Below are 14,990 nucleotides of genomic sequence, written 5' to 3'. Positions count from 1 at the left end.
GTTCAAATGCGGAAATTTAAAAAAATTGGGGTCATCTTACCATTTCTCTTTCTCAGTGGCTGTGTGTCTTCACCAAACACACTGAAGTCACTCCCAAAGTGTGATGGATATTCTAAACGTCCACTCAACAGATCAATGTGGAATTGGGAAGGGAAAAAACCCACGCCCACGCCCATTATCATCAGTAACAACACCCCTTCACCCCTAAAAGAAGGGAAGCTGGAAACGCTTCTGGCACAAAAATTAACGGATGAAGAAATCAAATCTTACAAAAATTGCGGGCAAAAAGCATGAAAGAAAAAGACATAGAACAATACATTGCTGAAGCACGCTCGTTCGATCAAGATCGCATGCTCGCCTCACGCCGCACCACCCGCGTCTCGCTTGCCATTGCCGGCATCGCGGTTGCTGTTGCAATAATGTCTTCTCTCGCGGTCATCACCCTCACGCCCCTTAAAACCGTGGAACCTTTTGTCATCCGTGTGGACAATTCAACCGGCATTGTTGAAGTTGTGGAAGCCTTAAAAGAAGGTCCCACCAATGTCGACGAAGCAATCACACGCTACTTTGCTGCAAAATATGTCCGCTCCCGTGAAGGCTTCACCACAGAAGAAACACAACACAACTTCCAAACAGTCTCTCTCCTCTCTTCTTCTGAAGAACAGGAAAGATTTGCCAGCTGGTATGGAGCAAGAAATCCCCAAAGTCCTCAAATTCTCTATAAACACGCCGCCGTTACAATAACAATAAAATCAATCTCCTTTATCAATGACGATGTTGCCCAAGTGCGTTACTACAGAACCATTCATGACAACGAAACCAAAAAAGAATTCATCACCCACTGGGTTGCAACACTTACCTTTGAATACATCAATGCCCCTATCTCTGTCCAAAACCGTTTGATAAATCCTCTAGGGTTTATTGTTAATGAATATAGAACCGATCCGGAAGTGGTCAACTGATCATGACAAAAAAAATTCTTTTTCTCATTCTTAACATCGCTATTACCCTTTCTCCTATAGCCTTGAGCCATGCCAGTATTTTTCCCACCCGTGCGCCAAGCGATAGCCGCATTCGCTTTATCAACTATGATGCCTATAATGTCACAAAAATTATTGGCTCTATACGCTCATCGGTACAAATAGAATTTTCTCCCAATGAAGAAATTGCCCATGTGGCAATTGGCAACAGCGTTGCATGGGAAGTCGCCCCCGCTGGCAATATTCTTTTCCTTAAAGCCCGAGAAGTCCAACCCATTACCAATCTCCAAGTCGTCACCACAAAGCTTGATGGCTCAAAGCGCTCCTATCAATTTGAACTCATGGTCAAAGATGGGGAAATTTCATCTGGACAAGAAACATATTTCCTTGTGAAATTTCGCTACCCACAAGAAGAAGCAGAACAAAGAAGACTCGCAGCCCTTATGCGACAAGAAAAACAACAAGCCCAGCGTATTGATAATGTCTTCAACGCTTCTGAAACCTATGGACCACGCAATTGGGCTTACACCGCTCAAGGATCAAGCACGCTCGAACCCGCCTCCGTTTATGACAATGGCAAAACAACAACATTTACATTTCCCGACAACCAAGAAATCCCTGCCATTTACATTGTCAGCAATGACGGTACAGAATCGCTGGTTCCAAAAACCACAAGAGGCAACATGGTGATTGTCCATGCCATTAGCGCACGCTTCACCCTAAGACAGGGAAAAAACGTCCTATGCGTCTTTAACGAAGCCTATCAACCAAAAGGCACAAATCCAAATACCGGAACAACCTCACCATCTGTTGAACGTAAAATTGCATCAGATCTTTAAATAAGCGGGAATTGAAGGGGACAACTTATGAGTGATAAACCAATCATCGAAGATCGAGGATCTATTGGGGATGGCAAAAACAATAGCGCCAAAACCGCCGGCAAAAAAATAGTTGTCGCAATCGCCTGTATAGGAATCTGCGGCTATGTGCTCTGGAACATCTTATCCACCCCCACAGAACAAAAAGACACCGCAAAAGCTCATAAAAAACAAGCACAAAACTTTCACAATTCCCTCGCCCCTTTAGAGCTCGCGCCCTCTGACCCGCGTGCAAACATAGCACCAATAACCTTACCACCCCCACAACCACTCGCACAAGAACCCAAAAAAGATGACCCACTACTTGATGCCGCAAGACGTGCCCCTGTTTTAGCTTTTGCCAAAGGCTCTAAATCTCAATTAAAAGACATCGTCAACACCACTCTAAACCCCTTTGACAAACTCCATGCCCTTGAAAATCTCGCGAATGCGCAAAATTCTCCTGCCCTTCAAGACACACAAAATTTTGCAACCCTATTAAAGCCTACCAAAACAGAAGAAGCAAAAGCAAAAGCAAAACTCATCGGCAATAGAAACTTTATCATCGCCATGGGAACCTCTATTCCCTGTATCTTAGAAACCGCATTAAACAGTGAGCAACCAGGCTTTGCAAGCTGCATCATCAACCGTGATATCCTCTCTGACAATGGGCGCGTTGTTTTGCTTGATAAAGGAACCCAAGTGATTGGCGAATACCGCGGAGGGATAAAACAAGGTCAATCTCGCCTCTTTGTACTCTGGACAAGAGCAAAAACCCCAACCGGTGTCATCATCGACCTTGCCTCACCCGCAACCGACAGTTTAGGCAGAGCCGGTTTTGATGGCAACATCAACACCCATTGGTGGGAACGCTTTGGCTCTTCCCTTTTGTTGACCGTTATTGATGGTGCCACAACCGCCCTAACAAATAAAATAGTAGGCAATTCCAATAAAGAAGGTTCAAACAACTCTGGAGGCGGCGGTTTTGAAGGCGCAAACAACACTGGAAAAGATGCCGCCAGTATTGCCCTTGAAAATCAAATCAACATCCCTCCTACCTTAGAAAAATTTCAAGGCGAACTCGTCAACATTTTCGTAGCAAAAGATCTCGATTTTTCCTCTGTCTATAAACTAACCGTAAAGAGCAAAAGAAACCGCTCTACTCCCAGCTATTCCTTTTTTCATTCTCAAGTTCAATAAAAGCCAATAAAGTCACATTATGCCATCAGCAAAAAATGCAGAACGCGCCTCCATCGTCTTAACAAAATTAAAGATCTTAGATGATTTCCTCAATGATGAAAATTTATTTGAAATTGTTGTCAATCGCCCCGGCGAAGTAATCGTTGAGGGTCCCAATGGTTGGCAAACCCACATCTTAAAAGAACTAACCTACAGCGAACTAGAAGGGATTGCAAAAGTTGTTGCTGCCTACACAACACAAAAAATCAGTGTAGAAAACCCCGTTCTCTCCGCAACACTGCCAAACAACGAACGCATACAAATTGTTATGCCTCCAGCAGTTGCAGCCAATACCATCAGTATGACCATTCGTAAACCTTCATCACGCACTTTTTCTCTTGAAAGTTTACATGAAAACAATCTGTTTTCTGTCGCCCAAAACACCAGTTTCACACCCGCGCAACAAATGACAGAACGGTTATCCGAACTCTCTGATACAGACAAAGAGCTAACAGATCTCTTTATCGCCAAAGACTTTTGCACCTTTTTAGAAAAAGCCGTTATTACACAACAAAATATCTTAATATCGGGCAAAACCGGTTCTGGGAAAACAACCCTCTCTAAAGCTTTAATTGCAAAAATCCCTGAATATGAACGAATTCTCACCATTGAAGACACGCCAGAACTTGTCGTTCCGCACGCCAACAAAGTCCAACTTTTTTATTCAAAAGATAACCAAGGCTTAGCAAAAGCAGGCGCAAAAGAACTGCTTGAATCAGGCTTACGCATGCGCCCCGACAGAATCCTTCTACAAGAGCTGCGTGATGGTACAGCCTTTTACTACATCCGTAATGTCAACTCTGGTCACCCCGGCTCCATTACCACCGTCCACGCCTCAACAGCACTTGCAGCCTTCGAACAAATGACCCTTTTAGTCAAAGAAAGTGACGGTGGTGGTAATTTAGCACGCGATGATATCCGCGGCTTATTAATCTCGATGATAGATGTCATCATCCAATGCAAACGCCTCGAAGGAAAATTTCGTGTAACAGAAATCTATTACGATCCTTTCAAACGCCGTGATGCTTTTTAAAAACTGTCGAAATGACTTAAATAACTCATTCATATCTTTCGCAAAGTATACATCTTATCCTTTTGCATTCTTTTCAAAAATTTTAAGCGTTTTCGCATTAGAAATAGACATATCAAACGGCAATCCTCTTTCATCAACAACTTTAGCTAAGGAAATTCGTATGAAATCAGACACCGTAAGTCCTAAACTTGCTAATATTTCACCGGCTTCTTTTTTCAACTTCTTATCTATATTTGCTCGAATAACATCTTTTGAATCTACGGCTATGCCCATAGTAAACCTCCTTTAGTTACCTTCTTATGTATGGCTCAAATGAGTTATTATAACAAGTTTCTAATGTTCTAAATTTCTTTATCGTGTAATTTCTTTTGACATTGTTTGCGCTATCACATTATTTAGCTCTTTCGTATGTATCTGTTGCAAAACTTTAACTGCTGTTTGAAGCTCTTTCACAAGCTTTTTATCTTGAGGCTGATTTGGCGTGATTGCTTTTGACAAGTCAAAGTCTTGTTTATGAATAGCATCCTGTCCAAAACGTTTATCTAAAGCACTTTTCAGCTTTAAAAATTCTTCACCAACCTGCTCTGGTATCTTTGAATAACTATCACGACCAGCTTCAACATTTTTCATAAAAGTCACTGCTTCTTGTGAAAGTGACGGAACCTCTACTTTTAACTGTTCACGCTCCCGTGTAACACTAACCATCAGCGTCTCATAAGAATTCTCATAAAAGGATTGAAGCATTTTAATAGAAGAAATAGCAAGAGGAACATGATAAAGCGCTTCTTTTCGTTCTTTTCCTGTAGCCTTCAATTTATCGATAAAACGATCTGATCCACGCAGTTCGCCCGCTCTATCAGGTGCCCTATCCAAAATATCAGAGAGTTTATCGCCTTTCCCTGCTAAAATCGTTTGCTCAATCCTAAGCGCAGCCTCTTGTGGATCTTTATAAATAGATGCTAAATGACTGTTTAACTCCTTAAACATATCAATGTAAGATTTTTTATTTCTAAGAGCGCTTAGCACCTTCTGTTCTAGATTAGAGTTATCCGTATAAGCCGCAAGGTATGGCTCTCGTTCTGTTGCTTTTGCAACAACATTCAAATCATTTTGTAATTGTTCAAGTTCTTCTTTTTGACGTTTAGCAAAACTTGTCTTTTCTCTATCCCAAGGAGTTTCAATCTTCTCTTTTTGTTGTTCCAAGCACTCTTTATTAAGATCAACGCAAAAAGCAATATTTTTGCCAATACCTTGAGAAACATCATCCCTTTTATTTTCTGTAAACTTGGTAAGGTTCTTATAGATGAGTGCAGACAGATATTCTGAATTACCAAAATGTGCTTCAATTGACGCACGTGTCATTTCTTGTCGCTCAATACCCTTCCAGTTGATATGATAACCAGCTTCACGAGCAAGTTGCACCATAAATTCGCGCTGAGTACGCCCATTCCCCTCTCGAAACGGATGCAACGCATTCAACTCGCCCATGTAATATCCAGCCCTTTGGCTAAAGTCATAAGCACCAAGACCACGCAGATACTGTTCTTTTGCAAGCTTTTTTGTAATCTTCGGTGCATAACTTTCAATCTGATTATAACTAGCAAACATACTATTGCCTTTGGCAATATCCACTAAACGAACTTGTCCCGCCCATTCATATATGTCGCCAAACAGTCTTCTATGAATCTCTTTCATGTAATCCAGATCAAACTTACCACCAATAGGAGTATGTACAAATTCGAAAGATTTTACATAAGAAATCGTAGATTCTACGCGCTGCAGTGTGGCTTCATCTTTAATACCAAGCCGATTATACATCACACCAGTTTCAGGATCAGTATAAGGATCACCGCTCCCCTTATACTTCCCCACGTTTTACCCGCTCCATATAATCTTTGAGGATATCACTTGTTTCAAGCTCTCCAATAATAACACGTTCCATTTGCGCAACGACTTTTGGATCTGGCTCTAATCCCTCTAAACGTTGGCTTGCCAATGCATTTTCAGCATAGAAGCGACGCAGCTTAATTTCCTCTTCACTCAACATATAAAACCCTCCTTTGCTTATATTTATTATAGCCAAACAGACTACAGAAACAAGATTTTATTCCTTATCTTACCCGCGTTCACATCTTTTGATTTTGTACGCGCTATCGCATTATTTTGCTCTTCCACATGTCTCTGTTGCAAAAACTTAACCGCCGTTTGATACTCTTTTATGCAATCTTGATCATGAGACTGTTGTTAAGGATTTTTTTTGATAAATCATAATTTGTTTGCATAGCAAGCCAAGCACGTGCTGTGCTTACACCAGACATTTCAAGCCTAATAGCAAGATTAGCACTCATAGCGGCTTTTCCATTTAAAACTCTAGAAAGTGCCACTCGAGAATACCAAGCCGCTCTGCTGCTTCATTAACGGATAAACCAAGCTCTTTGATCACATCTTCACGCAATAATTCACCGGGATGTGAAGGATTCTTCATCATTGTTTGGATCTCCTTTTTAATGATAATCCAGATAATCAACCATTTCGACATCTATGCCATTAAAGCGAAATATTACGCGACAATTTCCATTTACGGTAACTGACCAATAACCTTTGAGAACGCCCTTTAGTAGATGTAATCAAAAAGACGGAAAATTGAAATCATTTGGCGATATAGCAACTTCAAAGGCACCTAGAATACGCTTTAATTTTTGAGCATGGGCGGTGCTAAACCCTTTAGTCGTACCAGTATTATAGCAGGCTTCAATCCTTTTATGTTTAAATCTTAAAAGCATAAATTAATATAGAGTGTAACCCTCCAAGATACAAAAAATGTTCATAATTTTTACATCACAGGGCTTTTTTTACTTTATAAACATTAGAACTGTCGTGAAAAAATTGATCATTCTCATTTCTTTCTCATTATTCTACTCATTATCGGAAAAGTATAAGTTTATAATTAGGGAAGCTAAACGTAGTAGGAGCGCATCATATCCCCAATTGGCAGCTGCACTTAGAAACATAACGACGATATAACCAATGACCATTGCTGTTTGATGTTCATAAGGATCTGCCCCCACTGTATATCCAGCAAAAAGAATGAATAACACTAATAAACTCCCCCCTGCTATAAACTCTGTTAAAATAATAACTAGTTTACGAACAAGCAAAAGAAGGCATGGTTTTAATATCTTACGAACTATAGAACACTCTACGCGTTATATTTATGAGAACTCTATTTTTCTCTTTTTTATTTAATTGATTAGTAGATAGAGTATCCATTACCGTTATTACATCACTAACATAGCTACCATACCTTTTTGTAATTGCCAACATCCCGCATTACAATAAGAGCTTTATCAAAAGATGATCTGATAATTTTCTCAAAAAATTCAAGATTCCTCAAGTGCAGTACCCATGCGTACATCATGATGGATAATAACATCCATCAACTCTGTCACGACCGTGTCCAATACTTCTCGTGCATCGCCTTCAGCCATAAGGCGGATAAGCGGCTCAGTTCCAGAAGCGCGGATCACCAGCCGTGCCTCTTTTCCCAATTGTTGCGTTGCTTTATCGATTGCCGCTTTGACTGGATTTTTTTTCAGTACATTTTTATTTTTAATCGTTACATTTTTTAAAATTTGCGGCACAGGTTCAAACCGTTTACACAATTGGCTCATAGGGCTTTGACTTTCTTTCATACAGGCTAAAATCTGCAATGCAGCCACCAAACCATCGCCCGTTGTACCAAAATCACTAAGCACGATATGCCCAGAAGCCTCACCACCAACATTATATCCCTTTTGGCGCATGGCATCGACAACATAACGATCTCCAACATTTGTCCTTACAAGGTGCAACCCTTTACTGTTCAAGAAACGCTCCAGTCCAAGATTTGACATAATCGTTGTGACAACACCATTGCACCGTAATCGTCCCATTTTATGCCAATTTTCAGCAATTACAGCAATCAACTGATCTCCATCAACCGTTTGTGCTTTTTCATCAACAATGAGAACACGATCTCCATCTCCATCAAGAGCAATCCCCACATCAGCACGCACTTCATGCACTTTTCGTTTTAAAGAGCTTAAATCGGTTGATCCACATTTTTGATTAATATTGGTACCATTAGGCTCATCATGAATAGCAAAAACCTCAGCCCCCAATTCCCATAAAGCACGGGGAGCAGCTTTATAAGCAGCTCCATTGGCACAATCCACAACAATACGCAAAGCATCTAAGCGAACATCACGCGGCAAAGTTCGTTTAGCATATTCAATATAACGATAAATATCCCCCTCAACCCGTTTTGCATAACCAATTTCAGAAGAACTTGCTAAAGACTTTGAAAGATCTGTATCGATCAATTGTTCAATTTTCGCTTCCATATCATCTGAAAGTTTAAAACCATCAGGACCAAAAAGTTTAATTCCATTATCATAGAACGGATTATGAGAAGCAGAAATCATCACCCCAAGATCCGCTCGCAAAGAGCGGCAAAGCATTGCAACAGCAGGTGTTGGCACTGGCCCCAATAAAAAAGCTTCCATCCCCGCAGCAGTCAACCCTGAAACCAAAGCATTTTCCAACATATAGCCAGATAATCGTGTATCCTTGCCAATCACCACACGACGCGATTGATGTTGTGAGCGAAATAAAACCCCTACAGCCATCCCCACCTTCATGGCAAAATCGGGTGTCATAGGAAATGAATTGGCTTTCCCCCGAATTCCATCTGTACCAAAATATTTTTGCACCATGCCTCTTTCCTTTAATATATAACTCTTCCCTTGGCTTTTCTTTAAAACCCTAACAAGCCCCCTTGGTACAATAGGCCCCCTCCCCATATAAAATCAGATCATTGGTCTAAACCTTCATGCATTTAGACAATCAAGAACCCTATTCACCATCTACACATCTAAACCCCTCTCAACCAATTATGTTTACACCCTCACACATACAAGCAATATTATCTCCTCAAAATGCTTTACACATCTCTTGAACACAACCAAAGGATAATCTCACACATTTGCTAAATCCGTAAAGAAACCCAGCACCTAACCTCAAACCTTACCAAATCCGCAAGGAAATCTATCGCCTAGCCTCACACCTTGCTAAATCCGTAAAGGAAAATACCACCTCGCCTTATAGCCTGCTAAAACTGTCATCATACAACAGCTTTGCTTAATTTTTTGCTTCCATATTTTTGCAAATATTACATTAAAGGCGCAAGCTTTGCTTGCGCCTTTCTCAAAGAATTTAGAAATTTTCCTAAAACATCGTTACTCAAGCGTTATTAAACAGTTCTTATTTTTCTTTATCATCTCCCGCAGTACTGGACTTCTTTTCAGCATTACTTTTAGAGCGGTTGACTGATTTTGTGGTACCTTTTGTGCTTTGCGCTTTTTTCTCAGTCTCATCCGATTGCACTTCTTTAGACTGAGCCTCCTTAGGCTCAACATTACCGGATTTTGCTGTTTTTTTCCCAACAGCTTCCTCTGCTTTACCTGCCTTGCCTTTATCGGTCTCTGCTTTATGAGGGGCTGCTTCAGCATCTTTTTCATCTACCACTGTTGTCTCTGTCTTCATTTTTCCAGTTTTTGGAACAGAAGATCCCCGTGGCGCAGCACCCTCATCTTTCTGTGTGCGTGAAGGAGGCTTTCCTGCAATAACTTCGTTAATTTCAGCTCCCGTTAAAGTCTCATATTCCAACAAACCTTGTGCCAAAGCAAACCATTCTTTTCTTTTTGTTTTCAAAATGTTAGTCGCATTTTTATAGGCATCATCAATAAGCTTACGCACTTCCATATCAATCATGCGCGCTGTTTCTTCAGAGACATTTTGTGTTCGCGCAACAGAATGACCCAAAAAGACTTCATCTTGGTTATCGCCATAAGCTACATTTCCAAGCAGATCAGAAAATCCCCACCGTGTGATCATTGCGCGCGCCAATTTAGTTGCTTGCTCAATATCAGAAGAAGCACCGGATGTGATATTTTCCTTTCCAAACTTTAATTCTTCAGCCACACGTCCACCCATCATAATGGCCAAACGAGAAATCATCCATCGATAACTCATGGAATAGCGGTCACCTTCAGGCAATTGCATCACCATTCCCAATGCTCTTCCCCTTGGAACGATTGTTGCTTTGTGGACAGGATCAGCAACCGGCACATTAAGAGCCACAATAGCATGTCCTGCTTCGTGATAAGCAGTGAGTTCCTTTTCCTCTTGTGTCATAGCGGTTGAACGACGTTCAGCCCCCATCATCACCTTATCTTTGGCATCTTCGAATTCTTGCATCGTGACAACTCTTTTATTACGGCTCGCAGCCATAAGAGCAGCTTCATTTACCAAATTCATCAGGTCCGCACCGGAAAATCCTGGTGTTCCCCTTGCCAAAATTTTTAAGTCAACGTTAGGTGCTAAAGGCACGTTGCGCACATGCACTTTCAAGATTTGTTCACGCCCAGAAACATCAGGATTTGGCACAACAACTTGTCGGTCGAAACGCCCTGGTCTTAACAACGCGGGATCAAGCACATCGGGACGGTTTGTTGCAGCAATAAGAATAATACTTTCATTGGGCTCAAACCCATCCATTTCGACAAGCAACTGATTTAAGGTCTGTTCACGTTCATCGTTTCCACCACCAAGTCCAGCCCCCCGATGACGTCCAACAGCATCGATTTCATCGATAAAGATAATGCAAGGTGCGTTTTTTTTAGCCTGTTCGAACATATCGCGCACACGGCTCGCCCCAACACCAACAAACATTTCAACAAAATCAGACCCTGAAATGGTAAAGAATGGCACATTAGCTTCACCTGCCACAGAACGTGCTAGCAAAGTTTTACCGGTTCCTGGAGGACCAACAAGCAAAACACCGCGTGGAATACGCCCCCCTAAGCGTTGAAATTTTTGTGGTTCACGTAAAAATTCAACAATTTCTTGAAGATCTTGCTTTGCTTCTTCAACGCCAGCAACATCTTTAAAGGTAACACGTCCTTGCGCTTCATTAAGCAATCTCGCTTTTGATTTCCCAAATCCCATTGCACCGCGTGATCCATTTTGCATTTGCCGCATAAAAAAGACCCACGCCCCCACGATAATAATAACAGGCAATAAGGAAAAGAGAAGATTGAGGAAAATGCTATTTCCAGAGCTTTCAGGAATAGCTTTAACATTAACGTTTTTGCTTTCCAATTTTTGTATCAAACCTGGATCACGAGGAGCATAGGTTGAAATAGCTCTATGTTCAATGGTTTGTCCTGTTAATTTTTGACCTTGAATGGTCACAGATTTCAACTCATTATTCTCAACTTTTTGCAAAAATTCAGAATAGGAGACTTCTCCACCACCAGAACGCTGACTATCTCCATTAAAGAGAGAAAACGACACAATCAAAATGAAGGCAATAACTCCCCAAATGAGGAGAGAGCGGTAATTGGAATTCATATTCAGCCCACTTAATCAAATATAGATTTCAAACAGTTCCCCTTAACATATAACCTTGTCAGCCCCTTGCCAAGGGATGAGAAGCTGTTTATTTTCTTTTAACGTAATTTTCCTTTATCTTTTCACCTCAATATTAAAAAAAGGTTCCACAATATTTACCACAGCAGCATCTTCTCGTGAAGAAAGCCAATCGAAAGGTGCCATAATCCGCTTGATTATAACATGTTTATGAACAACTGCTTGAGAAATCAACTCTGGAATATCATACCCTTTGTGATTTGAGATCATCAGCAGCGATTGTAAAGAGGGAAAATGAGGCTTTTCAAGCTCAAAATCGCTATTTTTCAATAAAAATTTCAGCTGTTCTAAATTTGCGGCTCCAATCTTTATAGCCTCAGATCCATGATTTGTGATCTGATAGCGCCCATCCCATATAAAAGTTTTATCTGGCTCAACGATAGCCTCTTTCATATTCCGCCCTTCACGCCACAAAGAAATTCCGTACTTGTTATATTCAATAACAGAGCCCGCATAAGTAAAACGCTTCTTTTCTGGAGAATCGAGACAGAGTTTTTGAACAAGCATGCTTAATTTTTGATTGGGAAGCAAATAAAATCCCCCTCCCATCAACACCGCAAAGAGCCCCACCACAAAAGGAAAACTGGAATGTTTCTGTAAAAATAGCGCAGGCTTTGCTATGAAACAACGCCCATGTTTAACAGTAATATCCAGCGCTAAGATCAAATCAGCAATATTTTTCGCTTGTTGACGACGCTGCAATGCGGCTTCATTTATTTTTTGAGCAATATAAGCCAATTTTTCAGGATGAAGAGATTGACGCACGCGCACACGTTCAAAATTGCGATCTTCATTGGTTGGATCATCAATCCATGTTTGTCCTTGTAAGCGTAAATAATTCCGTAATGTTTGGCGTTTTACACCAAGGAGCGGCCGAATTAAACGCACTTTTCTATGCAACAACGCCTCACGCGGAATACAGGATAAACCACGCTCATATAGGGGACCATAGTTTTTTTCGGCAATATTTTTTCCCGTTTCTCTGGCATGATCCTCATCATGTATACCTTCGGCTTCACCGCGCAAAACACCGGCAAAACCACTGGAATAAACCTCATCACGCATGGCACCAACTTCACCGTGCAACGCACCTCTATTTTTTTGGAGACGTTGATACCGCATTTGATAGGTTTCAACCTGATCATTGAGTGTATGGCCCGTCATAATAACTGATGCGCCTTGTTTTTGTGCTTCTTTAACCAAGAGATCATAGCGTGCAACACGAGCACTGGAAGCAATATGCGTCTTTGGTTTTTCACCTTCCCACCGCACAGCAATATGTTTAATGTGATGGACTCGACAAATTTTCGCAACAGTTTCTACTTCACGCGTTGATTCTTTACGCAATTGATGATCAACCGTGACAACAATCATTTCTGGAGGAACTGAGAGAGTTTCCAAATGCTCTTTGACCAAAAACATCAAAGCCAAAGAATCACTTCCCCCTGAGACGGCAAGAATCAACTTCTGACACTGAATAAAATCCGATGTTTTAAAGAGATTTCTTGCCAGTCTAACGCACACCGAAAACAACCTCGCTATTTATTTTGCAGGTTTACAAAAAATAGACTCTAATGTTTTTTGATGTTTTGATTTTTTCAAAAAATGAGCACAATCGTCTTTATTTGGCTCAAGAGCGATCATACTTCTTGCTAATTTCAGCAAAATCTCGGAGGTATAGAGCTTCTTTTTATCTGCATACCATGCGGTAAGATAAACTTGCGCTGCTTCATGATAGCGTTTTTGTCCCAACAAAGATTCAGCCAACCAAAATAAAGCATCATCACTCAAAGAATCTTTTTTGTAACGATTTTGAAAAGCGCAAAAGCTTTTTTCAGCATCAACATAGTTGGCAGAACGAATAAAATCATACCCTTCCTTATACAAAGCTTTAGAAGAAGAAAGATTGTCACTCTGATGTGCTTCAATTGGAGCACTTACTTCATGCACTTTGTTAAAATGTTGACTGTTTTCATGATCATGGCTCTCCACCTTAGCTTCCACAGCAGCAACCTTTGTCTGATCACCTGTACTATGCTCCTGCTCTATCTCTTCTTTTACAGTCTGAGATTTTTCATCCACAGCGGACTTTTCAAAAGAGCAAGAATAAACAGACGGGGATTTTTTATCAAAAAGCCCATAAAACTGCTTGTTAACATTTTTTAGATTGTTATGCTCAAGCACCATTCGTATCTTATGCAAAAGCTTATCTAAATCATAATCTTTAAATAAAGCCTGTTGATTCTCTAAAATAATCCCTTGGTGCTCCACAACACTAGTGGCTTTTTCCTCCGCGCTAGATGCTGCTTTATCAGCTGCTTCAGGTGCTTTCTTCACTGCATCGATAGCCTTATTAACAGTGTCAGTGGCTGTTTCCACCGCGCTAGATGCTGCTTTATCAGCTGCATCAGGTGCTTTCTTCACTGCATCAATAGCCTTATTAACAGTATCAGTGGCTGTTTCCTCCACGCTAGATGCTGCTTTATCAGCTGCATCAGGCGCTTTCTTCACTGCATCAATAGCCTTATTAACAGTATCAGTGGCTGTTTCCTCCGCGCTAGATGCTGCTTTATCAGCTGCATCAGGCGCTTTCTTCACTGCATCAATAGCCTTATTAACAGTGTCAGTGGCTTTTTCCTCCGCGCTAGATGCTGCTTTATCAGCTGCTTCAGGTGCTTTCTTCACAGCATCAATAGCCTTATTAACAGTGTCAGTGGCTTTTTCCTCCGCGCTAGATGCTGCTTTATCAGCTGCTTCAGGTGCTTTCTTCACTGCATCAATAGCCTTATTAACAGTGTCAGTGGCTGTTTCCACCACATCAGATGCTGCTTTATCAGCTGCATCAGGCGCTTTCTTCACTGCATCAATAGCCTTATTAACAGTGTCAGTAGCTGTTTCCTCCACGCTAGATGCTGCTTTATCAGCTGCATCAGGCGCTTTCTTCACTGCATCGATAGCCTTATTAACAGTGTCAGTGGCTTTTTCCTCCGCGCTAGATGCTGCTTTATCAGCTGCTTCAGGTGCTTTCTTCACAGCATCAATAGCCTTATTAACAGTGTCAGTGGCTTTTTCCTCCGCGCTAGATGCTGCTTTATCAGCTGCTTCAGGTGCTTTCTTCACAGCATCAATAGCCTTATCAGCAGTGTCAGTGGCTTTTTCCTCCGCGCTAGATGCCTTATCAACTTCATCAACTTTATCCGTATCATGTGCAGGATATTCGGAAGCCCTTCGTGCCGCACTTTGAACAAGTGAAGTAGAACAAGCTATAAAAACCGCCATATAAAAGAGTGTTTTCCAATTGATTTTACGATACATTCCTTTTTCCCCTTAAGAGCTTATTGAATAGTTGAA

The 14,990-nt window shown here is 41.1% G+C and carries 13 protein-coding genes and 2 pseudogenes; 5 read left to right on the top strand and 10 right to left on the bottom strand.

Going from position 1 to position 14,990, the window contains the following annotated elements; translation table 11 throughout:
• Positions 1 to 6 precede the first annotated feature (6 nt).
• The 5 genes from ACFIKB_RS02475 to virB11 are packed head-to-tail and all read left to right on the top strand — an operon-like array spanning position 7 to position 4,109.
• Entirely contained in the window at positions 7 to 294 is a 288-nt protein-coding gene (locus tag ACFIKB_RS02475; protein WP_375652729.1) for a type IV secretion protein VblB7, read from the top strand.
• Positions 291 to 962 (top strand): virB8 family protein, encoded by a 672-nt coding sequence (locus ACFIKB_RS02470; RefSeq protein WP_375652728.1) that lies wholly within the window; start codon positions 291 to 293, stop codon positions 960 to 962. The genes ACFIKB_RS02475 and ACFIKB_RS02470 overlap by 4 nt, the downstream gene beginning before the upstream one ends.
• 2 nt (positions 963 to 964) lie before the next feature.
• Positions 965 to 1,819, top strand: coding sequence for a P-type conjugative transfer protein VirB9 (gene virB9, locus ACFIKB_RS02465; RefSeq protein WP_375639103.1), 855 nt, complete (start codon positions 965 to 967; stop codon positions 1,817 to 1,819).
• A 27-nt stretch (positions 1,820 to 1,846) separates the two neighbouring features.
• Complete coding sequence (virB10, locus tag ACFIKB_RS02460) at positions 1,847 to 3,037, top strand: type IV secretion system protein VirB10 (RefSeq protein ID WP_375652727.1); 1,191 nt, start codon at positions 1,847 to 1,849, stop codon at positions 3,035 to 3,037.
• Between the two features lie 19 nt (positions 3,038 to 3,056).
• The gene (virB11, locus tag ACFIKB_RS02455; protein WP_375652725.1) at positions 3,057 to 4,109 is read left to right on the top strand and encodes a P-type DNA transfer ATPase VirB11; all 1,053 of its coding nucleotides are present in this window, start codon (positions 3,057 to 3,059) and stop codon (positions 4,107 to 4,109) included.
• 54 nt (positions 4,110 to 4,163) lie between these two features.
• Here the strand turns inward: virB11 and ACFIKB_RS02450 are convergent, their stop codons facing one another.
• The 10 genes and pseudogenes from ACFIKB_RS02450 to ACFIKB_RS02405 form a co-directional block, all read right to left on the bottom strand.
• Positions 4,164 to 4,382 carry a type II toxin-antitoxin system RelB/DinJ family antitoxin gene (locus ACFIKB_RS02450; protein ID WP_375652724.1) on the bottom strand — a complete coding sequence of 73 codons (219 nt, stop codon included), beginning with the start codon at positions 4,380 to 4,382 and terminating at the stop codon, positions 4,164 to 4,166.
• 78 nt (positions 4,383 to 4,460) lie between these two features.
• Positions 4,461 to 5,981 carry a type II toxin-antitoxin system protein adenylyltransferase VbhT gene (vbhT, locus tag ACFIKB_RS02445; protein WP_375652723.1) on the bottom strand — a complete coding sequence of 507 codons (1,521 nt, stop codon included), beginning with the start codon at positions 5,979 to 5,981 and terminating at the stop codon, positions 4,461 to 4,463.
• Positions 5,968 to 6,156, bottom strand: coding sequence for an antitoxin VbhA family protein (locus ACFIKB_RS02440; protein WP_375652721.1), 189 nt, complete (start codon positions 6,154 to 6,156; stop codon positions 5,968 to 5,970). Before ACFIKB_RS02440 ends, vbhT begins: the two co-directional genes overlap by 14 nt.
• Positions 6,157 to 6,325: 169 nt before the next feature.
• Positions 6,326 to 6,597: pseudogene (locus ACFIKB_RS02435) on the bottom strand (HigA family addiction module antitoxin).
• Positions 6,598 to 6,613: 16 nt separating this feature from the next.
• Positions 6,614 to 6,724 (bottom strand): annotated as a pseudogene (locus tag ACFIKB_RS02430) (type II toxin-antitoxin system RelE/ParE family toxin); the annotation flags it as partial.
• Positions 6,725 to 7,024: 300 nt separating this feature from the next.
• Complete coding sequence (locus ACFIKB_RS02425; protein ID WP_375652720.1) at positions 7,025 to 7,207, bottom strand: hypothetical protein; 183 nt, start codon at positions 7,205 to 7,207, stop codon at positions 7,025 to 7,027.
• Positions 7,208 to 7,489: 282 nt separating this feature from the next.
• Positions 7,490 to 8,863 carry a phosphoglucosamine mutase gene (gene glmM, locus ACFIKB_RS02420; protein WP_375635540.1) on the bottom strand — a complete coding sequence of 458 codons (1,374 nt, stop codon included), beginning with the start codon at positions 8,861 to 8,863 and terminating at the stop codon, positions 7,490 to 7,492.
• A gap of 547 nt (positions 8,864 to 9,410) precedes the next feature.
• Positions 9,411 to 11,561, bottom strand: a complete 2,151-nt coding sequence (gene ftsH, locus ACFIKB_RS02415; protein ID WP_375635539.1) for an ATP-dependent zinc metalloprotease FtsH — start codon at positions 11,559 to 11,561, stop codon at positions 9,411 to 9,413.
• Between the two features lie 114 nt (positions 11,562 to 11,675).
• Complete coding sequence (gene tilS, locus ACFIKB_RS02410) at positions 11,676 to 13,163, bottom strand: tRNA lysidine(34) synthetase TilS (RefSeq protein WP_375635538.1); 1,488 nt, start codon at positions 13,161 to 13,163, stop codon at positions 11,676 to 11,678.
• 18 nt (positions 13,164 to 13,181) lie between these two features.
• Positions 13,182 to 14,954 (bottom strand): tol-pal system protein, encoded by a 1,773-nt coding sequence (locus ACFIKB_RS02405; protein ID WP_375652719.1) that lies wholly within the window; start codon positions 14,952 to 14,954, stop codon positions 13,182 to 13,184.
• Positions 14,955 to 14,990 lie beyond the last annotated feature (36 nt).

It is taken from the genome of Bartonella sp. MR110HLJHH, from assembly GCF_042194225.1.
GTDB lineage: Bacteria > Pseudomonadota > Alphaproteobacteria > Rhizobiales > Rhizobiaceae > Bartonella > Bartonella grahamii.
This window is presented reverse-complemented; position numbering and strand designations above follow the sequence as displayed.

Bases quoted from the DNA above. Each gene is read 5' to 3' on its own strand.
- glmM (WP_375635540.1), bottom strand. From the start codon at position 8,863: ATGGTGCAAAAATATTTTGGTACAGATGGAATTCGGGGGAAAGCCAAT.
- virB10 (WP_375652727.1), top strand. From the start codon at position 1,847: ATGAGTGATAAACCAATCATCGAAGATCGAGGATCTATTGGGGATGGC.
- virB9 (WP_375639103.1), top strand. From the start codon at position 965: ATGACAAAAAAAATTCTTTTTCTCATTCTTAACATCGCTATTACCCTT.
- ACFIKB_RS02440 (WP_375652721.1), bottom strand. From the start codon at position 6,156: ATGTTGAGTGAAGAGGAAATTAAGCTGCGTCGCTTCTATGCTGAAAAT.
- ACFIKB_RS02470 (WP_375652728.1), top strand. From the start codon at position 291: ATGAAAGAAAAAGACATAGAACAATACATTGCTGAAGCACGCTCGTTC.
- ftsH (WP_375635539.1), bottom strand. From the start codon at position 11,561: ATGAATTCCAATTACCGCTCTCTCCTCATTTGGGGAGTTATTGCCTTC.
- ACFIKB_RS02405 (WP_375652719.1), bottom strand. From the start codon at position 14,954: ATGTATCGTAAAATCAATTGGAAAACACTCTTTTATATGGCGGTTTTT.
- ACFIKB_RS02450 (WP_375652724.1), bottom strand. From the start codon at position 4,382: ATGGGCATAGCCGTAGATTCAAAAGATGTTATTCGAGCAAATATAGAT.
- ACFIKB_RS02475 (WP_375652729.1), top strand. From the start codon at position 7: ATGCGGAAATTTAAAAAAATTGGGGTCATCTTACCATTTCTCTTTCTC.
- virB11 (WP_375652725.1), top strand. From the start codon at position 3,057: ATGCCATCAGCAAAAAATGCAGAACGCGCCTCCATCGTCTTAACAAAA.